Here is a 22,038-nt window from a genome sequence, read left to right on the forward strand (position 1 = left end):
ATACTATGAAAAAAAAGAGAGTGAGCTTACCCTATGTTTGCATTTTCGTCTCATCTACAACCAGAAGAATTTTTCTATCAAGATTCCGGCGTCGCTTGGCGTCTAAGCTCGCTTTTTCTTCAGATTATTCCTTTCGAAAAATCCAATCTTACTTTTTGTTGTATAGGAACCGATCGATCCACTGGCGACGCACTTGGCCCTTTAGTGGGTACTTGGCTTAGCGAGTATCCTTCTTTTCCATATGAAGTTATCGGTACATTACAGCAACCTCTTCACGCTTTGAATTTACAACAAAATATAGAATCATTTCAAGCAAGAACAGTCAAACCATATGTAATAGCAATAGATGCTTGCTTAGGAAAAGTTGATAAAATTGGCCATATCGTTATTGAAAAAGGCCCGCTTTTCCCAGGAAAAGCAGTAAAAAAAACTTTACCATCTATCGGGGATCTTTCAATCAAAGGAATTGTAAATATCGGCGGCTTTCAAGAGTATACCGTCTTACAAAACACTCGACTTCAATTACCATATGACATGGGTAAAATTCTATCACGCGGGATTTTACTTGCTTGGCAACGGTACCAAATGAAATTGATAAGAAATAGCAACGACGACAGCCACCACCAAAATGCCTGGCAATAAGTTTGCTACTCTTATTTTAGTCAATCCAATCATATTTAAACCTATCGCCACAATCATGATTCCACCAGTTGCCGTCATTTCCCGAATGAACAATGCAAGAGCTTCTTCTGGAATAATGCGGCTAATTTGAGTGGCAAAAAGTGCGATAGTCCCTTGATATAAAATTACAGGAATCGCAGATAAAAGGACCCCAATGCCCAATGTAGTAGCTAAAATAATTGATGTAAAGCCATCGATTAACCCTTTTACAATCAATAAATCATGGTCATTTCGCAACCCACTATCGAGTGATCCTAAAATAGCCATTGAACCAATAACGAAAATCAGCGTTGCAGAAACAAATCCTTGTGCAATGCTAATGTTTTCACCTTTTTTGTTCTTACCTACTTTTGCTTCAAGCCATTGACCTAATCGATTAAGTTGAAGGTCCAAATCAATCCATTCACCTATGACCGCACCCAAAACTAAACTGATAATAACAATTAAAAATTGACCGCTTTCAAACCCCATTTGAAGACCTATTACAGTAACTGCAAGACCTATGGCGTACATTACTGTTTGCTTCATATTTTCTGGAATGTTTTTTAACAATCTACCAATAATGGTTCCAACAATTATGAGTAGAGCATTAATTAAGGTCCCTAATAACACCATCTTTTTTCCTCATCTCACCATAGAAAGTCTTTTCTTGTTGTCATTCCCTATTTTTTCCTAATTCAATGAAATTTAATGCTAGATTATTATTCAAAAATAGAACCTATTCCCTTAAAGAATACTCTTCATGGGAATAGGCAATTTAATCTTCTAATAATTCTAAGATTCGTTCTAAATCATCTTCAGAGAAAAATTCAATTTCGATTTTCCCTTTATTTTTAGTTTTTTTAATTGAAACAGTTGTCCCGAAAATTTCACGCAATTGAGATTCTTTTTCTTCAATGAAAATATCTTTATTTATCGTTTTAGTTGTTTCACGTGAAACATTTTCATTCATCCGTTGGACAAGTGCTTCAAGCTGTCTTACATTCAAGTTCTCTTTCATAACTTTATCTGAAATAGCAGGAATCATTTTTTTTTGTTTTAATCCAAGTAATGCACGTCCATGTCCCATTGAGATTTTATTCGAGGAAATCTTCTCTCTAACCACTTCTGGTAAAGATAATAATCGAATATGATTAGCGATGTGAGGTCGACTCTTTCCTAATCTGAATGCCAATTGTTCCTGAGTAAGACTTAGATTTTCCATCAAGTTTTGGTATGCATCCGCTTCTTCAATCGGTGTTAAGTCTTCGCGTTGCAAGTTCTCAAGTATCGCAATTTCCATCATTTGTTGATCGGTAAACCCTCGAATTACAGCAGGAATTTCAGTTAAACCAGCATCTTTAGAAGCTCTAAAACGTCTTTCCCCTACTACAATTTCAAATGATTTTCCTTTTTTTCTTAAAATAATTGGTTGAAGCACACCGTGTTCTTTAATTGATTCAGATAGTTCCGCTAGTGCTACTTCATCAAAAATTTTTCGAGGTTGGAACGGGTTTACCTTGATTAGATTTACAGAAATTTTTTCAACTGTTTCCATTTGATTAATTGATTCTCCAGGGAAAATCGCATTAATACCTTTACCTAAACCTTTACTTAAACCTTTAGACATTACGAATCACTTCCTTAGCCAACTCTAGATATACTTCTGCACCACGAGATTTTGGATCATAAATAATAATTGGTTCTCCGTGACTCGGAGCCTCGCTCAGTCGGACATTTCGAGGAATAATTGTTTTATACACTTTATCTTGGAAGTACTTTTTCACTTCTTCAATTACTTGAATGCCCAAGTTTGTTCGAGCATCAAACATGGTTAATAACACACCATCAATTGTGAGTTGGTTATTTAAGTGTTTTTGTACTAAACGAATAGTGCTTAATAATTGGCTTAATCCTTCCAACGCATAATATTCGCATTGAACTGGTATTAATATTGCATCTGAAGCTGTTAATGCATTAATAGTTAACAGTCCTAGAGAAGGCGGACAGTCAATAATGATATAATCATATTCTTCTTTTACTTCTTGAAGTGCCCGTTTTAACCGAACTTCTCGAGATATCGTTGTAACAAGCTCGATCTCTGCTCCCGCTAAAGAAATAGTCGCTGGTACTACATATAAATTTTCGACTTTAGTTTCTAAAATCACATTCCTAATATCTATATCATCGATTAATACATCATAAATACATTGGTGTACATCACCCTTGTTGACGCCAACACCACTTGTTGCATTCCCTTGTGGATCTGTATCCATAAGCAAGACTTTTTTCCCTAAGTAAGCAAGACATGCACTTAAACTTACAGATGTTGTCGTTTTACCTACGCCGCCTTTTTGATTGGCGATCGCAATAATTCTCCCCACGCTTGCACCTGCTCTCTTCTACACATTTCTAGCTTCAAACGTTAGCTTCACACCCTCTTCAGTTTTCCACTCGAAAAATCACGAAAAAAGAATTAGACTGTTCTGACTAATTATTTGAGAATTTTACAATTTTTCTTATCATTTCATTCTAACAAAATTTTCATTAAAAAAGGATTATATTATTATTACAAATGAAAAAACTCTTGCTAATTACATAGCAAGAGTTCACAACTTCGCAATATCATTATTTCTTTTTAGGTATTCTCACAGTAATCTGATAGAAATCTTCATGTTCTTCCTCTTCGGTTTCCATTTTAATCCCTGTTTTGGCTACCATTGCAAATGACTGTCTAAGTGTATTCAATGCAATTCTTACATCTCGACTAATCGTTTTTCTCTTTGGTTTTTCTTTCTTTCCTTCTACTACTGGTGGATTCAACCATTCATCCACTTTCTTTTCAAGCTGCTTTACATTGTATTGTTGAGCAATAATTTCATGGAATAATTCAATTTGCTTATCTTCTTCTTTAACAGGCATTAATGCACGAGCATGACGTTCAGATATCTCACGTCTTAGAATACCATCTTGGATTATTTGTGGTAGTTTAAGCAATCGTAATTTATTAGCAACTGTGGATTGTCCTTTTCCTAAACGTTGTGCTAAAGCTTCTTGAGTTAATTCATGTAGTTCTAACAACTTTTGATATGCTAGTGCTTCCTCAATTGCCGTTAACTCTTCACGTTGAAGATTTTCAATCAATGCTATTGATGCTGTTTCTTTATCACTTAAATTTCGTACAATTGCAGGAACTAACTCCCACTCCAGTTTCGTCATTGCTCGGAATCGGCGTTCTCCAGCAATAATTTCATATCGATCTTCGTCATCCATTTTACGTACAACGATAGGTTGAATTACTCCATGAGTGTGAATTGTACGAGCTAATTCTTCAATTTTAGACTCATCAAAAACTGTCCGAGGTTGAAAACGATTCGGGACAATTAGATTTAAAGGGATTTTTAAAACTTCTTCATATTGTTCGGCTGTTTGCTTTGTAGCAGCCATTTCTTTTTCGCCACTTCCAAAAAAACGTGAAAAAGGACTTTTCATCCCCGAGGCACCACCTTTAAGAAACTCACTACTTGTACTTATTCGCGACAAATCTCGCCAATCCTTTATTAATGTTCCACGTGAAACACAAAATTACAATGGAGACTTATTAGGAACTCCAGGTTTTCTTGGATATTTCTTAGGAGTGCTTTTCACTTTATTAAAAACAAACAATGAACGCTCACTATTTTCAACAGGCAAAGTGAAAGAATATTCTTGAATTTTTTCCGCACCCAAAATGGATAATGCTTTTTTTGCGTCGCTTAATTCGTCTTGTGCAGCTGTAGCTTTCATCGCCACAAACTGTCCTCCAACTTTTGCTAATGGAATGCAAAGTTCAGATAATACAGATAATCTTGCTACTGCTCGTGCAGTGACCATATCATACTGTTCTCTGTATTTTGGATTTTGTCCAAATTCTTCTGCTCTAGAATGTACAAAATGAACATTAGTTAGCTTTAGTTGTTCACTCAAATGAGTGAGAAACTGTATACGTTTATTTAATGAATCCACAATTGTCACTTGCAATTGCGGGAAACAAATTTTCAAAGGAATACTTGGGAACCCCGCTCCGGCTCCTACATCACAAATTGATTGACCTTTTGAAAAATCCACATAAAAAGCCATGCTGATTGAGTCATAAAAATGTTTTAAGTAAACGGATGGTTGATCTGTAATTGCAGTTAAGTTCATTTTTTCATTCCACTCAACAAGCAACTCGTAATATCTATTAAATTGTTGAAGTTGTTCAGGATTTAAATCAATCCCTTTTTCTTTTAGTGCTTCAACAAATTGTTGTTGGTTCATATGAGACCCCTTCCGTATATGAAGAGTGTCTATATGCTGAAATTAGCAACATAGACACTTTTATACTTATCCGGATATTTTCGCTATTCTTCCTTGTTCAATATACACCAATAGGATGGAAATGTCAGCAGGATTTACCCCTGAAATTCTAGATGCTTGGGCAATTGATAATGGTCTAACTTCTTTCAATTTCTGCTTCGCTTCAGTAGCTATACCAGAAATGGCATTATAGTCAATTTGATCTGGAATTTTTTTGTTTTCCATTTTTTTTAATTTTTCAACTTGTAGAAGAGATTTTTCAATGTAACCTTCATATTTAATTTGGATTTCGATTTGTTCTTTCATCTCATCTGTTAATTGAATAGTTGAAGGTGATAACTTTGCAATGTCCTCATACGTCATTTCGGGACGTTTCAATAAATCTTGTCCTTTAATTCCGTCTTTTAGCTCCGTCCCACCTTTCGAACGAATAATACTTTGTGTTTCTTCATTCGGTTTAATGATGGTTTTACGCAATCTAATGATTTCTTCTTCGATTAATTTCTTTTTAGCTTCGAAACGCTCGTAACGCTCTTCAGAAATCAATCCAGCAGTAAATCCGATTTTGGTTAATCTTAAGTCTGCATTATCGTGACGTAGTAACAAACGATATTCTGCTCTTGATGTAAGTAAACGATAAGGTTCATTCGTTCCTTTTGTTACTAAATCATCAATTAACACACCGATATACGCATCTGAACGACTTAAAATAATTTCTTCTTTATTTAAAGCACGAGCAGCAGCATTCATACCAGCCATTAGCCCTTGACCAGCCGCTTCTTCATAACCGGATGTACCGTTAATTTGACCAGCTGTATATAAATTACGGATTTTTTTCGTTTCTAGTGTTGGCCATAACTGAGTTGGGACCATTGCGTCATATTCAATCGCATAACCAGCTCGCATCATTTCTGCTTTTTCTAATCCTGGAATACTTTCAAGTAATTTACGTTGCACATGTTCAGGTAAGCTTGTAGAAAGACCTTGCACGTATACCTCACGAGTATTTCGTCCTTCTGGCTCTAAGAATATTTGGTGACGAGGTTTATCATTAAAACGCACGACTTTATCTTCAATAGAAGGGCAATAACGCGGGCCTGTACCTTTAATCATTCCTGAGTACATTGGTGACAAATGTAAATTTTCATCTATCACTTGATGTGTACGTTCATTGGTATATGTTAACCAACAAGGTAATTGATCTGTGATAAATTCAGATGTCTCATAGCTAAACGCTCGTGGAACATCGTCTCCAGGTTGAATTTCTGTTTTGCTGTAATCAATTGTTTTACTGTTTACGCGTGGAGGCGTACCAGTTTTAAATCGAACTAAATCAAAACCTAAATCCCGAAGATTGTCTGCCAATTTTAATGAAGGTTGTTGGTTATTAGGGCCACTTGAATATTTCAAGTTTCCAATAATAATTTCACCTCTTAAAAATGTTCCTGTCGTAACAATGACTGTTTTAGCTCGGTAGATTGCACCAACTTGTGTAATTACCCCTTGGATTTCATTATTTTCAACGATTAATTCTTCAACCATCGCTTGATGAATAGACAAATTATCTTGTTCTTCCATTAAACGTTTCATTTCTGCTTGATATAAGACCTTATCAGCTTGTGCACGTAAGGCACGCACTGCCGGTCCTTTACCTGTATTCAACATTCTCATTTGAATATGTGTTTTATCTATTACTTTCCCCATTGCGCCGCCTAAAGCATCAATTTCACGGACGACAATTCCTTTGGCTGGGCCTCCGATGGATGGATTACATGGCATAAATGCAATCATGTCTAAATTTATTGTTAGAACTAGAGTTTTTGCACCCATTCCTGCTGCTGCTAAAGCTGCTTCAGCACCGGCATGCCCTGCTCCAATAACAATTACATCGAACGAGCCCGCTTCAAAATTCTGCATGTTCGTTCATTCCTTTCGTTTATCGTATTTTTATTTACCAAGACAAAATTGTGAAAATAGCTGATCGATTAAACTTTCCTCAACTGTATCACCTGTTATTTCACCTAAAATTTCCCATGTTCTAGTGACATCGATTTGAATCATATCGATTGGCACGGCAGCTTGTGCTGCATTTATTGCATCTTCAATTGTATGTTTAGCTTGATTTAATAGCGCAATATGACGCGCGTTAGATACATAAGTCAAATCGTTACTGTCTAAAGATCCTTCGAAGAATAAAGAGGCAATTGCTTCTTCTAATTGGTCCACTCCTTCTTCTTGCAGTAAAGAGGTGGTAACAATTTTCCGATTTCCCGATAGTTCTTGAACGCGTTGAGTATCAATTTTTTTCTCTAAATCGGTTTTATTAATAACGACAATAAAGTCCATACCATGTATTGCTTCAAATAATCGCTCATCTTCAATGGTTAACTCATCAGAATGGTTTAGTACTAAAAGAATCAAGTCAGCTTGTTTAAGTACTTGTCTAGAGCGTTCTACACCGATACGTTCCACTATGTCTTCAGTTTCACGAATACCCGCTGTATCGACAAGTTTCAGTGGAACTCCTCTAACATTTACATATTCTTCGATAATATCGCGTGTTGTTCCAGCAACTTCCGTTACAATCGCTTTATTTTCTTGAACTAAACTATTTAATAGAGATGATTTCCCAACATTTGGTCGTCCAATAATTACCGTAGACAAGCCTTCTCTTAAAATTTTCCCTTGCATGGATGTTTGTAGTAATCGTTCGATTTCATTTTTAACCCAAGTTGATTTTTCAATTATCATCGGAAGGGTCATTTCTTCAACATCATCGTATTCAGGGTAATCTATATTCACTTCCACTTGTGCCAGTGTTTCAAGTAATGCTTGTCGCAGCGTTGCTATCAATCGTGATAATTTCCCATCCATTTGTCCAAGCGCTACATTCATAGCTCGATCAGTCTTCGCTCGAATCAAATCCATTACCGCTTCTGCTTGGGATAAATCAATACGCCCATTTAAGAATGCTCGTTTTGTAAACTCTCCAGGCTCGGCAAGTCGTGCTCCGTGTCTTAATACAAGTTGCAAGACTTGGTTGACTATTACGATGCCTCCATGGCAATTTATTTCAACAACGTCTTCTCTTGTAAAGGTTTTTGGACCTTTCATCAAAGACAGCATGACTTCTTCTACTACATCGCCTGTTGTAGGCTCAATTAAATGTCCATAATGGATCGTGTGAGTTAATTGATTGCTTAGTGCTTTTGCACCTGGTGAACGAAAAATTTGATCAGCTATTGAAATTGCATCTGATCCACTTAATCGTACAATCGCAATTGCTCCTTCACCCATAGGTGTGGATATCGCAGCAATAGTATCGAATTCCATAATCGCCCACCTCCTTTTCCTTGTTTATCCACATGTGGATAACTAAAAACGATTATGATTCTCTAACGTATAATAATAGCATAAAATCACCAAAATCGATAGTAGGAAACGTCAGTTATCCCCATAAGAAAACGGACCTTTTCGTCTGATGACGTAAGGTCCGTTGTTAATTACTTCAAAGGTTCGATAACAAGATAACGATTAGGATCTGTTCCAACTGATACAGTTTCAATATCTAAACGACGCGATAGTGCGTGGTGTATCACTTTTCTTTCATAAGAAGGCATTGGTTCAAACTCTACTTTTTTACCTGTTCGAATTGCCTTATCAGCCATGCGTTCAGCTAATTGTTCCAATGATTCTTGACGACGCTCGCGGTAATTTTCAACATCGAGTTGAATCATCAAGAATTGGTTGGAGTATTTATTGGCTACTAGCTGAGACAATTGTTGTAATGCATTTAGCGTCTGACCTCTTTTTCCAATCAGAACGGCAGCTTTTTTACTTTCAAGACGTAGTGTGACGTATTTACCGTCTTGCACCGTCTCAATAATTAAGTCATCAATTTTCATATCTTCGGCAATTTGTTTCAGATATTTTTTCGCTTCTTCGACAGCAAGTCCTCGAGTGGACTCGGTGTTTTCTAAAACAATTGATTCTTGTTGAGGAGCTACAACTTCTTCTACTTTTGTTTCTGGAACTTCAGGTTCAGATTCAGGTTCAGCCAAGACGACTTCATCCACTTGTTCATTAGGTTTTTCATTTTTTACCGTGACTTGCACTTCTGCAAGTCTAGAGCCAAATCCTAAAAATCCTTTTTTGCCTTCAGTTAAAACATTTACGGTAACTTGTTCTATCGTCGTCCCAAGTTTAACTAATGCTGTAGATATCGCTTTTTCAGTTGTTGTACCCGTTTGAGTAATCTGATTCACCTTTTAGCCCCTCCAGTTTTAGCAGGTTGAAGTGTGCGTTTTTCCCATGGTTTGTAAATAATCATATTTTGAATTAATGAAATAACATTTCCGATTACCCAGTAAAGTGTTAATGCAGATGGTAAGAAAATACCGAACCCTACAATCATTACTGGCATGAAATACATCATGATTTTCATTTGAGGATTATCCATTGCTGGTCCTGTTCTTAGTACTAAGAACTGCATAATCCCAGCTAAAATAGCAAGTATAATACTTGGTTCTGCAAGTGGGAACCATAAGAAACTACCTAAGTTAATTTCTGGCGTTGAATTCATGCGACTAATCGCGTGATAGAAACCAATTAAGATTGGCATTTGAATAACTACAGGTAAACAACCTGCGGCTGGATTGGCGCCTCTCTCTTTAAACATCGCCATCATTTCTTGTTGGTACTTCTGTTGAGTTGCCGCATCTTTTGAACTGTATTTTTTCTTGAGTATAGCTAGATCAGGTTGAATTTCTTGCATTTTTTTTGCACTCTTTGTTTGTTTAATCATTAATGGAAGAATCGCTAATCGGATAATAATTGTCACGAAAACAATTCCTAATCCGTAAGTTCCAAGTAATTCCTTAAAATAAGTTATTAACGCAACAAGAGGCCAAACAACGAATTCATTCCAAAATCCTTTACTGTCCTCATATATTGGTTGATTATATTCTGTACATCCACTCAGTAATAGAGTGACAGAAACAAGCGTGAGGACTAAAGCTAAGCGTTTGTTCACCCTTCTTCCCCCTAAAACGACATTCCATTTCTTCTATATATATATACATCTAAAACTTCTTGTCTTTTTTACTTAATCATTTGTATCATTTTGGCGACTTTAAGTACATGTTGCAAACTTTTCTTTGACTCATGAAAATCTAAACTGGCCGCCTGATTTCTGGCGATAATGACATAATCCATCTTTGGGTTGATTTCATCTTTCAGTTCCAAGAAAGATTGTCTGATATAGCGTTTAATTCGATTGCGGACGACTGCATTTCCGACTTTTTTACTAACGGATAGGCCGATGCGAAACTCCTCTTGTCCTTCTACTGGTAAAAAGTATAAAACAAACTGGCGATTCGCAAAGGATTTACCACGTTTAAATATTTTTTGAAACTCTGCATTTTTCTTTACTCGTTGACGTTTATTCATGATTCACCTGCTTCACCTTTACGCATTCTTTAAAGAAAGATTAAACATCTGCTTCGACTCACGCCCAGTCCGGATGTTACTCACCCTCATAGTAAAGCTGCGATTGACATCTTCTTCGGCATACGCCAGCGTCGATGTTTATCACTTTCTTCGTAAAGCGATTTTCTTCACCTGATTATATGTTTCTTATAGGAAAAGAAAAAAAAGACCACTGATGCGGATCAGTGGACTTAAGCTGATAATACTTTTCTTCCTTTACGACGACGTGCTGCTAATACGCGACGGCCGTTTTTTGAACTCATACGTGAGCGAAACCCGTGTACTTTACTATGTTTACGTTTATTTGGTTGGTATGTGCGTTTCATTTATGTGACACCTCCTGAAATATTTGAAAGTCGATTTATCTACTACAGACAGTCTTGGATATTATATATAATTTACTCCCTAAATGTCAATAGCAATTCGAAATATGCTTGTACTTCAGTAAATCTCTAGATGGTTTATAGTTGTCCACAAATCAGAAAATGGTTATCCTGAGCCTTGTGGATAACCATTTTCGAGTATTTTTTCTATCCACAAGTGTTATCTACAGGTTTTTCACAAACTAACTGGCTGTGGACAACACCGTTGTGCATGAATATTCATTTTGTGGATAACCATCAAGAACTCTTGTAATTTCTCATTTTTTTTGATACGATGTTTGTGTTTTACTCTTCAAAAACAAAAACGACTATTAAATGTTATCCACAACTGTTGATAATCTGTGGATAGCTTATCCCGAGACTCTTATTAACCTTTATCCACAGCCTGTGGTATTGTGTATGACTATACATATTGATGTGTAAGATTGTCGATAAATAAATATTTTAAATAAGGAGGTACGTTGTTGGAACATTTAGAAGAACTATGGTCGAGTGTTCTTGCTCAAGTAGAGAATAAAATCTCGAAACCTAGCTTTGAAACGTGGCTCAAATCCACAAAAATGCTGACATATCAAGGAGATACTGTAACAATCGCTGCTCCAAACTCATTTGCACGCGATTGGTTGGATACACATTATGTTCACTTGATTGCAGGTATTTTAACTGAATTAACTGGTGAAGGCTTATCTATTAGATTTGTCGTTCCGAAAGATCAAAATTTAGACGATTTTTCACTTCCTAAACCTATTCTTCCTATGAAAGACCACGAACAACCAGAGTTTTCTCCTGGCATGCTAAATTCAAAATACACATTTGATACATTTGTTATTGGTTCTGGTAACCGATTTGCACATGCAGCATCTCTTGCAGTAGCTGAAGCACCGGCAAAAGCATACAATCCACTATTTATATATGGTGGCGTGGGGTTGGGAAAAACCCATTTAATGCATGCGATTGGGCATTATGTACAAGAACATAACCCAAATGCTAAAGTCGTTTATTTATCTTCAGAAAAATTTACGAACGAGTTTATTAACTCCATACGAGATAATAAAACGGTTGATTTCCGCAATAAATACCGTAGTGTAGACGTTCTATTAATAGATGATATTCAATTTTTAGCTGGAAAAGAACAAACACAAGAAGAGTTTTTCCATACATTTAATACATTGCATGAGGAATCTAAGCAAATTGTCATCTCCAGTGATAGACCGCCAAAAGAAATTCCAACTTTAGAAGATCGTTTACGTTCTCGTTTTGAATGGGGTTTAATCACGGACATTACGCCTCCAGACTTGGAAACGCGTATTGCGATACTGCGGAAAAAAGCAAAAGCGGATGGCTTAGACATTCCTAATGAAGTAATGATGTACATTGCCAACCAAATAGATTCCAATATACGTGAGCTAGAAGGGGCACTAATCCGTGTGGTAGCTTATTCTTCTTTAGTAAACAAAGATATGAATGCTGATTTAGCTGCGGAAGCTTTAAAAAATATTATGCCGAATGCTAAACCACGTAAAATTACAATTTTAGATATTCAAAAAACGGTCGGTGAACACTATCACATGCGTTTAGAAGATTTCACAGCGAAGAAACGGACGAAATCAATTGCTTTTCCTAGACAAATCGCCATGTATTTATCTCGTGAGTTAACGAGTTTCTCCTTGCCTAAGATAGGTGAGGAATTTGGAGGGCGAGATCACACCACAGTTATCCACGCACACGAAAAAATTTCTACTCTATTAAAAGAGGATCAAGCTCTTCAACAAGACCTAAAACAAATTAAGAGTCTATTAAGCAAGACTTAACAACTGTGGATAACCTTATGTCAGGCTGCTTAGTTTATGGACAGGTTATCAACATGTGGATAGATTGATAGTATTCATAAAAGTGGACTTATCAACAAATCCACAGGCCCTATTACTATTTCTATTATTCTTTTAAACATTAATAAATATATAAGCGAGGTATAATTGATGAAATTTGAAATCATGCGAGATCGGTTATTAGATGGATTAAACGATGTTATGAAAGCAGTTAGTTCAAAGACAACAATTCCAATTTTGACAGGAATAAAACTTGAAGTTACAGAAGAAGGATTACACTTAACAGGTAGTGATTCTGATATCACGATTCAAACATTTATAAAAGCAGAAGAAAATGGAGAACAAGTGATTCGAGTTATCGAAGAAGGTACGATTGTTGTTCAAGCACGTATGTTTAACGAAATCGTTCGTAAGTTACCAACTAATGACGTTGAAATAGATGTTAATGAAAACTATCAAACACATATTCGTTCAGGTAAATCAGAGTTTCATTTAATTGGACTAGATCCTTCTGAATATCCATTACTTCCTGAAATTCAAGATGATCGTCAGTTTGTTATTCCAGCTGACTTATTAAAATCAATTGTTCGTGAAACCGTTTTTGCCGTATCAACTTCAGAGAGTCGTCCTGTATTAACAGGTGTTCATTGGGAAGTGAAAAATGGAGAACTTGTTTGCGTTGCTACAGACAGTCACCGTCTTGCTCGTCGTAAAACCACTTTAGAACAAATGCCTGAAGGGGAATATAGCGTAGTCATTCCAGGAAAGAGCTTAAATGAATTAAGCAAAATTATTGGAGACTCTTCAGAAGCTGTGAATATTGTGATGACTCAACAACAAGTATTATTTAAAACTTCTGATGTATTGTTTTATTCTCGTTTACTAGAAGGTAATTATCCTGATACATCTCGATTGATTCCAAATGAATATAAAACAACAGTGACTGTAAATGGAAAAGCATTACTGCAAGCCATTGATCGTGCTTCTTTATTAGCACGAGAAGAGCGCAATAACATTGTTCGTTTTAGTTCTTTAGAAGGCAACGTTGTTGAAATTTCTTCAAGCTCACCTGAAGTTGGGAAAGTGGAAGAAGAAATTCAAGCAACTTCGATTGAAGGAGAAGAGTTGAAAATTTCCTTTAGTGCGAAATATATGATGGATGCTTTAAAAGCTGTAGATGGTCAAGATGTAATGGTTCAATTCACTGGTGCAATGCGCCCATTCATCTTAAAATCTGTTCATGATGATGCGATTTTGCAATTAATTTTACCGGTTCGCACGTATTAATAATCAACTATTTGAAGGATAGCCCTCTACTGGGCTATCCTTTTTTACTTCTTAGAGAAAATGGAGTAAAATGAAGGGATAGACTAAAAAACGAAGGATGGATTTGCTTTGAAAAATCTTCAAATTGGAACGGAATATGTAACACTAGGCCAAATGTTGAAAATGACTGATGCAATTAGCTCAGGCGGAATGTCGAAATGGTTTTTATCAGAAAATGAGGTATTAGTGAATGATGAAGTTGAGGTAAGACGAGGTCGGAAACTTCGAGATGGAGATCTTGTAAGCATTCCAGGAGTTGGACAATTCCGTATAGTGGAACAAACGAGCGGACAATAAGATGTTCATCGAAAGTCTTGAATTAACAAACTATCGAAACTATGAATCGTTAGAGTTAAGTTTTTCAAAAACGATTAATGTATTGATTGGTGAAAATGCTCAAGGAAAAACAAACATCATGGAATCGATTTATGTGCTTTCTATGGCAAAATCACACAGGACTTCAAATGATAAAGAATTAATACGTTGGACTGAAGAATATGGTAAAATAAAAGGTGATGTTTTAAAAAAGTACGGTCGCTTACCGCTTGAATTAACTTTGTCGAAAAAAGGCAAAAAAGCAAAAGTGAATCATTTAGAACAAAGTCGGTTAAGTGATTATATCGGCCAATTGAATGTCGTGATGTTTGCACCTGAAGATTTGCATTTAGTTAAAGGCAGTCCTCAAGTACGTAGACGTTTCTTGGACATGGAAATTGGACAAATCTCACCTGTTTATTTACACGATTTACTAACGTTTCAAAAATTATTAAAACAACGCAATCATTTATTAAAAATGCATCAAGGAAAATCATCTTTAAATGATGTGATGTTTGATGTATATACAGATCAATATATTCAAGCAGCTGTCAGTGTTATTCGTAAAAGATTTCAATTTATGGAGCTTCTTCAAAAATGGGCAGAACCGATTCATTTCGGTATTTCCCGTGGTCTTGAAAAATTAGAAGTTCGCTATAATCCTGTCAGTGGTCTTGATCAAAATAAAACTTTCAATCAAATGGCTGATTATTTACGTCAAAAGTTAGAAGCAAGTAAATCTCAAGAATTAGCAAGAGGCGTGACTTTAACTGGTCCACATCGTGACGATTTACAATTTTTTGTAAATGGCTATGATGTACAAACTTACGGCTCGCAGGGACAACAACGCACCACAGCGTTGTCACTCAAACTTGCAGAGATTGAATTAATCAAACAAGAAGTCGGTGAATCGCCCGTGTTGCTATTGGACGATGTATTGTCCGAACTTGATGATTATAGACAGTCACATTTATTAAATACCATTCAGGGCGAAGTTCAAACATTCGTTACAACTACAAGCGTGGATGGTATTAACCACGAAACAATTACACAAGCAGCAATATATAATGTGAAACAAGGACATGTTGATGAAGGAGCGTGAGTATTTTGTATGTGGTTATCGGCAACTCAATTGTCGTCAAGTACAGCGAAATCCTCACGATTTTAGATTTTCGTGAGATAAAGGAAGAGACAGAGCGGGACGCGTGGCTGCAAAATTCACGCACACGAGTCTTAACAGATAGACCTCGTGTAAAGTCTTTAATTGTTACTCCTTTTTTAACGTATGCATCACCACTAAGTCCGCAGAACATTATGAAGAAAATTAATCTAAATCCAGGGGCAATCCCCTTTTGAATAATAGCGAAAACAGTAGGAAAGAGCAGGTGAGTTTTATGGCGATGGAAGAAAAAGAACTGCAAAAATCTTATGATGCTGATCAAATACAGGTATTAGAAGGTCTAGAAGCGGTACGTAAACGTCCAGGAATGTACATTGGTTCAACGAGTTCAAAAGGTCTTCATCATCTTGTATGGGAAATCGTGGATAATGCGATTGATGAAGCATTAGCGGGTTACTGTGATGAAATTGCCATTACAATCGAAAAAGACAATTGGATTAAAGTTGAAGATAATGGTCGTGGAATTCCTGTCGATATTGAAAAGAAAATGGGACGTCCTGCTGTTGAAGTTATTATGACTGTTTTACACGCTGGCGGTAAATTTGGCGGTGGCGGATACAAAGTTTCTGGTGGACTTCATGGTGTAGGTGCATCAGTTGTAAACGCACTTTCTGAAGTAACAGAAGTTTATGTTCATCGTGATGAAAAGCTTCATTACATCAAATTTGAACGTGGAGACGTAACACAAGAATTAAGTGTTATAGGCGAAACGGACAAGACAGGTTCAACCATTCGTTTTAAAGCAGATCCAGAAATATTTACTGAAACGACTGTCTACGAATATGATATTTTAGCTAATCGTTTACGTGAGTTAGCTTACTTAAACCGAGGACTACGTATTATAATTGCTGATGATAGAGAAGAAGAAGTTCGTACAAATACTTACTACTATGAAGGTGGTATTAAGTCGTATGTTGAACATTTAAATAAATCAAAAGAGCCGATACATGAACCAATTTTCATTGAAGGAGAAAAAGATGGGATTTCTATTGAAATTGCCTTGCAGTATAACAGTGGCTACTCATCAAATATTTTCTCGTTTGCGAATAATATCAATACTTATGAAGGCGGAACACATGAATCCGGCTTTAAGACGGCGTTAACACGCGAAATCAATGATTATGGGCGTAAAAATAACTTGCTAAAAGACGCAGATACCAATTTATCTGGTGATGATGTCCGTGAAGGCTTGGTTGCTATTGTGTCAATTAAACATCCGGATCCACAATTTGAAGGACAAACGAAAACGAAATTAGGAAATTCAGAAGTAAGTACGATTACTAACTCTTTATTTTCTGGTGGATTCGAGCGTTTTATGCTTGAAAATCCAGTAGTTGCTCGTCAAGTTCTTGAAAAAGGTTTGATGGCTGCTCGCGCACGTGTTGCTGCGAAAAAAGCACGTGAGTTTACACGTCGTAAATCAGCTTTAGAAGTATCAAGTCTTCCAGGTAAATTAGCGGACTGTTCATCACGCGTTCCAGCAGATAGTGAATTGTACATCGTTGAGGGTGACTCGGCTGGAGGTTCTGCAAAATCTGGGCGTGATCGTCACTTCCAGGCAATTCTTCCACTTCGAGGGAAAATATTAAACGTTGAAAAAGCACGTCTTGACCGTATTTTAGGAAATACAGAAATTCGTGCCATGATTACTGCTCTAGGAACAGGAATCGGAGAAGAATTTACACTTGAAAAAGCTCGTTACCATAAAGTTGTTATTATGACCGATGCCGATGTTGATGGTGCGCATATCCGTACACTACTTTTAACGTTCTTTTTCCGTTTTATGCGTCCTTTAATTGAAGCGGGTTATGTATATATTGCTCAACCGCCTTTGTTCCAAATTAAACAAGGCAAAAATGTTGAATATTGTTACTCTGATAAACAACTTCAAGAAATTTTAGAAAGACTTCCTAAACATCCGAAACCTGGAATTCAGCGTTACAAAGGTCTAGGAGAAATGGATGCAACTCAATTATGGGATACGACAATGGATCCTTCAGTTCGCACGTTGTTACAAGTGAATTTAGAAGATGCAATTGATGCTGATGATACATTTAATCGATTAATGGGGGATGAAGTAGAACCTCGTCGTTTATTCATTGAAGAAAATGCAATATACGTGAAAAACTTAGATATTTAATGAGCCAAGTGAAGGGAGGTTGCCTGCATGACAGATATTCCGAACAGTGGAGTAAAAGGAATTAATATCAGCACTGAAATAAAAACATCATTTCTTGATTATGCAATGAGTGTCATTGTTTCACGAGCACTTCCAGACGTACGTGATGGATTGAAACCCGTTCACCGACGAATTTTATATGCGATGCAAGGTATGGGGAACACATCTGACAAGCCCCATAAGAAATCAGCACGTATTGTTGGAGATGCAATGGGTAAATACCATCCGCATGGTGATAGCTCAATTTACGACACAATGGTACGTATGGCACAACACTGGAGTTACCGTTACATGCTAGTTGATGGACACGGAAACTTTGGTTCGGTAGACGGAGATGCTGCTGCAGCAATGCGTTATACCGAATCACGTATGTCAAAAATCGCTATGGAATTACTTCGAGACATTAATAAAGATACAATTGATTTCAAAGACAATTATGATGGTCAAGAACAAGAGCCTGTTGTACTACCTAGCCGTTTCCCTAACTTATTAGTGAATGGTACATCAGGGATTGCGGTTGGGATGGCGACAAACATTCCGCCTCACCAACTAGGAGAAACGATTGACGCAGTCTTGGCACTTGCTGAAAACGCATCAATTACGACTGAGGAATTGATGGAAATTATTCCAGGTCCAGACTTCCCTACAGGCGGTATCATTTTAGGAAGAAGCGGGATTCGTCGTGCTTATGAAACTGGTAGAGGTTCTGTCATCATTCGAGGGAAAGTTGAAATTGAACAAAAGTCGAGTGGTAAAGAAGTTATTTTGGTTCACGAACTTCCATATCAAGTAAATAAAGCTAGACTTATCGAAAAAATTGCTGAACTAGTACGTGATAAAAAGATTGATGGTATTACGGATCTTCGCGATGAGTCAGACCGGAATGGGATGCGCATTGTCATTGAAGTTCGTAAAGATGCAAATGCTAATGTATTACTTAATAACCTATATAAACAAACATCTCTTCAATCAAGCTTCGGTGTTAACATGCTTGCTCTTGTTGATGGTCAACCAAAAGTACTTGGTTTAAAAGAGATTTTATATCATTACTTAGAACATCAAAAAGTGGTAATCAAACGTCGTACTCAATTTGAATTAAACAAAGCAGAAGATCGCGCACATATTTTAGAAGGTCTTCGTATAGCACTTGATAATATTGATGAAATTATTGCGTTAATACGTAGATCGCAAACTGGCGAAGAAGCAAAAAATGGTTTGATTGAACAATTCCATTTATCTGATAGACAAGCGCAAGCCATTCTTGATATGCGACTTCAACGCTTAACAGGTTTAGAACGCGACAAAATTGAAGCTGAGTACCAGGAATTACAAAAGCTGATTGCTGAATTGAAGGCTATTCTTGCTGACGAGTTTAAAGTCATACAAATTATTCGTGAAGAGTTAACTGAAATTAAAGAGCGCTTTAACGATACACGTCGAACTGAAATTACAGCCGGTGGAGCTGAAATGATGGAAGACGAAGACTTGATACCACGTGAGAATTCGGTACTGACATTAACACACAATGGCTACATCAAACGTTTGCCTGTTAATACCTACCGAAGTCAGAAACGAGGCGGACGTGGCGTACAAGGAATGGGTACGAATGAAAATGATTTCGTAGAACATTTACTATTTACGTCAACACACGACACGATTTTATTCTTTACAAACACGGGGAAAGTTTATCGTGCAAAAGGATATGAAATTCCTGAGTATGGTCGAACAGCTAAGGGATTACCACTCGTCAATCTATTAGGTGTCGATAAAGAAGAGAAAGTTACGGCAATGATTCAAATGGCATCATTTGAAGAGGATGCGTACTTTATCTTCACAACTCGCCTAGGAGTAACTAAACGTACCCCTGTTAATGGTTTCGCCAATATTCGTGCAAATGGTCTTATCTCAATCTCTTTACGAGAAGACGATGAATTGATTTCCGTACGATTAACAGATGGCAAGAAACACATTATCATCGGAACGCGTAGAGGAATGCTTGTGCGCTTTGAAGAAACAGATATCCGCTCAATGGGACGTACAGCATCTGGAGTTCGAGGAATTCGCTTACGTGAAGACGATTATGTTGTCGGCATGGAAATTTTGGAGCCAGGTCAAGAAGTATTAGTCGTAACGGAAAATGGTTACGGGAAACGAACTCCTGAAGAAGAGTATCGTTTACAATCTCGTGGTGGAGTTGGTATTAAGACAAGCCAAATCACAGATAAAACTGGTCCATTATCCGCAGTAAAAACGGTGGATGGTTCAGAAGACTTAATGCTTATTACGATTAATGGAATGTTAATTCGTATGGATGTTAATAGCATTTCTATAACGGGCCGAAGCACACAAGGCGTTCGCTTAATTCGTTTAGGCGAGGAAGAGCTCGTGGCAACTGTCGCAAAAGTAGAAAAAGCTGAAGATGTAGAAGAATTTGATGAAGACGGTGAAGAGGGAACTACTATAGTAGGTAAAGAATTAACTTCTGAAGTGAGTGACGAAGAATCAAACACTGACGTAAGTGAAAATACAACAACTGAACCTGAAACATCCGAAGAATAAGAGAAGGACTAAGGCATTATCGCCTTAGTCCTTTTTTTTGTATGTTCCTATAACCGAGTGAGTAAAAGATAATACTACATAAAATAATAATCCCGATTACTGAGAATAATAGCGTACCTCCGAAATCTTTTAGTAACCACCCTCCAAGAACAGGTCCGGTGAAGTTTCCGATTGATCGAAATTGGCCAGCTCCAAAGTAAGTTCCCTTTCGATTGTCAGGTGCAATTTGATCTATAAACACACTTGTGGAGGGAAAGATGAAAATCTCACCAATCGTGACAATCGCCATCGCCATCATCAAGCCAATAGTTGTCGTAACATAACCGAAACTCGCAAAACCAATTGCGAACAAAATACTTCCTAAAATCATCACTCGAAGAACTGGCCACTTTTCTGATACTAAACTTAAAGGAACTTGCAAAACGATAACGAGAATTGCATTTAATGCGATCAGCTTAGCAAAAAGAGCTATGCCATCTGAAAAAGAATTTTGTATGTATTGAGGTAAGTTAGAATCAATTTGGGAATAACCGATATTGACAAGTATTCCACCAATAATAAATACAAGGAGGGTTTTATCTCTCCATATCACGATAAGAGAATCCAGAATCGGAAGTTGGTGAATAGGTAAATCATTTCTGATTGAGTAACGATTTAACATAATGAATAAAGTTCCTCCATATAGAAGGTACATCATACTCGTTAATAAAAACGGCAGTGAAGTAGAAAACTGTGCTACATAAACGCCAAGAAGCGGGCCAAGAGAAGCCCCGATATTAATAGCTGTATAACGTAATGAAAACACGCGTTTCCGTTTATCAACTGAAGTTAAATCAGCCATCAATGCTTGTGAAGACGGTTCAAAGAACGAACGGCAAAGACCATTCAATGCATTTAGAACCATAAACGTTCCGATATGAGAGGCTTGGGAAAAGCCAAAGTAAACCAACCCCCAAACGAATATGGTCCAAAGCATAACCTTTTTTCGACCATACCGATCTGAAAAATATCCACCAATGAATCCACCGAGTGTTCCAGTCAATGGAGATAGTCCAATCGTTATACCAATCAATATCGGGTGGATTCCATGCGTGTTTGATAAATATAAGGCAAGGAAAGGTACAGCCATAAAACTAGCCCCTCTAGCAAATACAGTTCCTATTAACAAAGTCCATACAACAGGATGAAATGAAAATTTGTCTCGCATTCAAACCCCTCTTTCTGACTTTCATACTACCCTTCTATAAGTTATCTGGATAGTTCGAAAAATGAATAAAGAGTCTTTAGTATTTGTAATGACTAGTAAGCAATAATTAACGAAAAAAATCTCAAGAGTTTAACTATCGGCAAACTCCGCATATAGACAAAAAGAAAGAAAGTTTGTTACAGACACTACTATATATAGAAGAAGTTCATTTTCATGTATTTCGCGATTAAGATATCTCAAAAGAAATTGAGTTTTTCTTTGTAATACTGTTGACATCAGTATGGGGAATTGTTATTATAAGTGAGTCGCCAAAACAAGTGACAACATAAAAAACCAAATGAACCTTGAAAACTGAACAGCAAAACGTCAACTAATAAAGCGGAACGCACTTCGGTGCTGGAAGCAAAAACGTTTTCTTCCGCCGACACCTGTCGGTATCGAAAACAAACTTGAACTTAACCGTTCATTATAAACGTCAAATTTTTGACGCCAGCAACAAAGTCGAGCTAATCGACTCACCATTATGGAGAGTTTGATCCTGGCTCAGGACGAACGCTGGCGGCGTGCCTAATACA

At 36.9% G+C, this 22,038-nt stretch carries 20 protein-coding genes; 8 read left to right on the forward strand and 12 right to left on the reverse strand.

Annotated elements, in window-relative coordinates; genetic code table 11:
• The first annotated feature begins 33 nt into the window (after positions 1-33).
• Positions 34-642 (forward strand): spore protease YyaC, encoded by a 609-nt coding sequence (yyaC, locus tag C8K15_RS13320; protein ID WP_108586892.1) that lies wholly within the window; start codon positions 34-36, stop codon positions 640-642.
• Here the strand turns inward: yyaC and C8K15_RS13325 are convergent.
• From C8K15_RS13325 to rpmH, 11 genes are all read right to left on the reverse strand, one after another.
• Positions 562-1,296: a DUF554 domain-containing protein gene (locus C8K15_RS13325; RefSeq protein WP_108586893.1), complete on the reverse strand. Its 735-nt coding sequence runs from the start codon at positions 1,294-1,296 to the stop codon at positions 562-564. The genes yyaC and C8K15_RS13325 overlap by 81 nt on opposite strands.
• A 142-nt stretch (positions 1,297-1,438) precedes the next feature.
• Positions 1,439-2,290: a ParB/RepB/Spo0J family partition protein gene (locus tag C8K15_RS13330; protein WP_108586894.1), complete on the reverse strand. Its 852-nt coding sequence runs from the start codon at positions 2,288-2,290 to the stop codon at positions 1,439-1,441.
• Entirely contained in the window at positions 2,283-3,044 is a 762-nt protein-coding gene (locus tag C8K15_RS13335) for a ParA family protein (protein ID WP_108586895.1), read from the reverse strand. Before C8K15_RS13335 ends, C8K15_RS13330 begins: the two co-directional genes overlap by 8 nt.
• Before the next feature lie 244 nt (positions 3,045-3,288).
• Positions 3,289-4,152, reverse strand: a complete 864-nt coding sequence (gene noc / locus C8K15_RS13340; RefSeq protein WP_108586896.1) for a nucleoid occlusion protein — start codon at positions 4,150-4,152, stop codon at positions 3,289-3,291.
• 93 nt (positions 4,153-4,245) lie between these two features.
• Complete coding sequence (gene rsmG, locus C8K15_RS13345; protein WP_108586897.1) at positions 4,246-4,959, reverse strand: 16S rRNA (guanine(527)-N(7))-methyltransferase RsmG; 714 nt, start codon at positions 4,957-4,959, stop codon at positions 4,246-4,248.
• 66 nt (positions 4,960-5,025) lie between these two features.
• The gene (mnmG, locus tag C8K15_RS13350) at positions 5,026-6,915 is read right to left on the reverse strand and encodes a tRNA uridine-5-carboxymethylaminomethyl(34) synthesis enzyme MnmG (RefSeq protein WP_108586898.1); all 1,890 of its coding nucleotides are present in this window, start codon (positions 6,913-6,915) and stop codon (positions 5,026-5,028) included.
• A gap of 30 nt (positions 6,916-6,945) precedes the next feature.
• A complete protein-coding gene (gene mnmE, locus C8K15_RS13355) occupies positions 6,946-8,331 on the reverse strand; it encodes a tRNA uridine-5-carboxymethylaminomethyl(34) synthesis GTPase MnmE (protein WP_108586899.1) in 1,386 nt (461 codons plus the stop codon).
• A gap of 170 nt (positions 8,332-8,501) precedes the next feature.
• Positions 8,502-9,263, reverse strand: a complete 762-nt coding sequence (gene jag, locus C8K15_RS13360) for an RNA-binding cell elongation regulator Jag/EloR (RefSeq protein ID WP_108586900.1) — start codon at positions 9,261-9,263, stop codon at positions 8,502-8,504.
• On the reverse strand, positions 9,260-10,030 hold the full coding sequence (yidC, locus tag C8K15_RS13365) for a membrane protein insertase YidC (RefSeq protein ID WP_108586901.1): 771 nt from the start codon (positions 10,028-10,030) through the stop codon (positions 9,260-9,262). Before yidC ends, jag begins: the two co-directional genes overlap by 4 nt.
• A 68-nt stretch (positions 10,031-10,098) precedes the next feature.
• A complete protein-coding gene (rnpA, locus tag C8K15_RS13370; protein ID WP_108586902.1) occupies positions 10,099-10,446 on the reverse strand; it encodes a ribonuclease P protein component in 348 nt (115 codons plus the stop codon).
• A gap of 230 nt (positions 10,447-10,676) precedes the next feature.
• Positions 10,677-10,811, reverse strand: a complete 135-nt coding sequence (gene rpmH, locus C8K15_RS13375; protein ID WP_016428940.1) for a 50S ribosomal protein L34 — start codon at positions 10,809-10,811, stop codon at positions 10,677-10,679.
• A 521-nt stretch (positions 10,812-11,332) separates the two neighbouring features.
• Between rpmH and dnaA the strand changes: the two genes are divergently transcribed.
• The 7 genes from dnaA (at position 11,333) to gyrA (ending at position 20,256) form a co-directional block, all read left to right on the forward strand.
• On the forward strand, positions 11,333-12,679 hold the full coding sequence (gene dnaA / locus C8K15_RS13380; protein ID WP_108586903.1) for a chromosomal replication initiator protein DnaA: 1,347 nt from the start codon (positions 11,333-11,335) through the stop codon (positions 12,677-12,679).
• A gap of 168 nt (positions 12,680-12,847) precedes the next feature.
• Complete coding sequence (gene dnaN / locus C8K15_RS13385) at positions 12,848-13,984, forward strand: DNA polymerase III subunit beta (RefSeq protein WP_108586904.1); 1,137 nt, start codon at positions 12,848-12,850, stop codon at positions 13,982-13,984.
• Positions 13,985-14,092: 108 nt separating this feature from the next.
• Complete coding sequence (yaaA, locus tag C8K15_RS13390) at positions 14,093-14,320, forward strand: S4 domain-containing protein YaaA (RefSeq protein ID WP_108586905.1); 228 nt, start codon at positions 14,093-14,095, stop codon at positions 14,318-14,320.
• A 1-nt stretch (position 14,321) separates the two neighbouring features.
• On the forward strand, positions 14,322-15,440 hold the full coding sequence (recF, locus tag C8K15_RS13395) for a DNA replication/repair protein RecF (RefSeq protein WP_108586906.1): 1,119 nt from the start codon (positions 14,322-14,324) through the stop codon (positions 15,438-15,440).
• Positions 15,437-15,694, forward strand: a complete 258-nt coding sequence (locus C8K15_RS13400; protein WP_233260486.1) for a hypothetical protein — start codon at positions 15,437-15,439, stop codon at positions 15,692-15,694. The genes recF and C8K15_RS13400 overlap by 4 nt, the downstream gene beginning before the upstream one ends.
• Before the next feature lie 38 nt (positions 15,695-15,732).
• On the forward strand, positions 15,733-17,658 hold the full coding sequence (gyrB, locus tag C8K15_RS13405) for a DNA topoisomerase (ATP-hydrolyzing) subunit B (RefSeq protein WP_108586908.1): 1,926 nt from the start codon (positions 15,733-15,735) through the stop codon (positions 17,656-17,658).
• Between the two features lie 27 nt (positions 17,659-17,685).
• On the forward strand, positions 17,686-20,256 hold the full coding sequence (gyrA, locus tag C8K15_RS13410; protein WP_108586909.1) for a DNA gyrase subunit A: 2,571 nt from the start codon (positions 17,686-17,688) through the stop codon (positions 20,254-20,256).
• Positions 20,257-20,272: 16 nt separating this feature from the next.
• On the opposite strand, the gene C8K15_RS13415 is transcribed toward gyrA, so the two are convergent.
• Positions 20,273-21,463 carry an MDR family MFS transporter gene (locus C8K15_RS13415; protein WP_108586910.1) on the reverse strand — a complete coding sequence of 397 codons (1,191 nt, stop codon included), beginning with the start codon at positions 21,461-21,463 and terminating at the stop codon, positions 20,273-20,275.
• Positions 21,464-22,038: the final 575 nt, after the last annotated feature.

It is taken from the genome of Paenisporosarcina sp. OV554 (assembly GCF_003058165.1).
Classification (GTDB): Bacteria; Bacillota; Bacilli; order Bacillales_A; family Planococcaceae; genus Paenisporosarcina.

Coding starts and splice junctions, on each gene's coding strand:
- C8K15_RS13330 (WP_108586894.1), bottom strand. CDS start 2,290: ATGTCTAAAGGTTTAAGTAAAGGTTTAGGTAAAGGTATTAATGCGATT.
- rnpA (WP_108586902.1), bottom strand. CDS start 10,446: ATGAATAAACGTCAACGAGTAAAGAAAAATGCAGAGTTTCAAAAAATA.
- C8K15_RS13325 (WP_108586893.1), bottom strand. CDS start 1,296: ATGGTGTTATTAGGGACCTTAATTAATGCTCTACTCATAATTGTTGGA.
- mnmG (WP_108586898.1), bottom strand. CDS start 6,915: ATGCAGAATTTTGAAGCGGGCTCGTTCGATGTAATTGTTATTGGAGCA.
- rpmH (WP_016428940.1), bottom strand. CDS start 10,811: ATGAAACGCACATACCAACCAAATAAACGTAAACATAGTAAAGTACAC.
- rsmG (WP_108586897.1), bottom strand. CDS start 4,959: ATGAACCAACAACAATTTGTTGAAGCACTAAAAGAAAAAGGGATTGAT.
- mnmE (WP_108586899.1), bottom strand. CDS start 8,331: ATGGAATTCGATACTATTGCTGCGATATCCACACCTATGGGTGAAGGA.
- noc (WP_108586896.1), bottom strand. CDS start 4,152: ATGAAAAGTCCTTTTTCACGTTTTTTTGGAAGTGGCGAAAAAGAAATG.
- gyrB (WP_108586908.1), top strand. CDS start 15,733: ATGGCGATGGAAGAAAAAGAACTGCAAAAATCTTATGATGCTGATCAA.
- dnaN (WP_108586904.1), top strand. CDS start 12,848: ATGAAATTTGAAATCATGCGAGATCGGTTATTAGATGGATTAAACGAT.
- yyaC (WP_108586892.1), top strand. CDS start 34: ATGTTTGCATTTTCGTCTCATCTACAACCAGAAGAATTTTTCTATCAA.
- C8K15_RS13415 (WP_108586910.1), bottom strand. CDS start 21,463: ATGCGAGACAAATTTTCATTTCATCCTGTTGTATGGACTTTGTTAATA.
- gyrA (WP_108586909.1), top strand. CDS start 17,686: ATGACAGATATTCCGAACAGTGGAGTAAAAGGAATTAATATCAGCACT.
- recF (WP_108586906.1), top strand. CDS start 14,322: ATGTTCATCGAAAGTCTTGAATTAACAAACTATCGAAACTATGAATCG.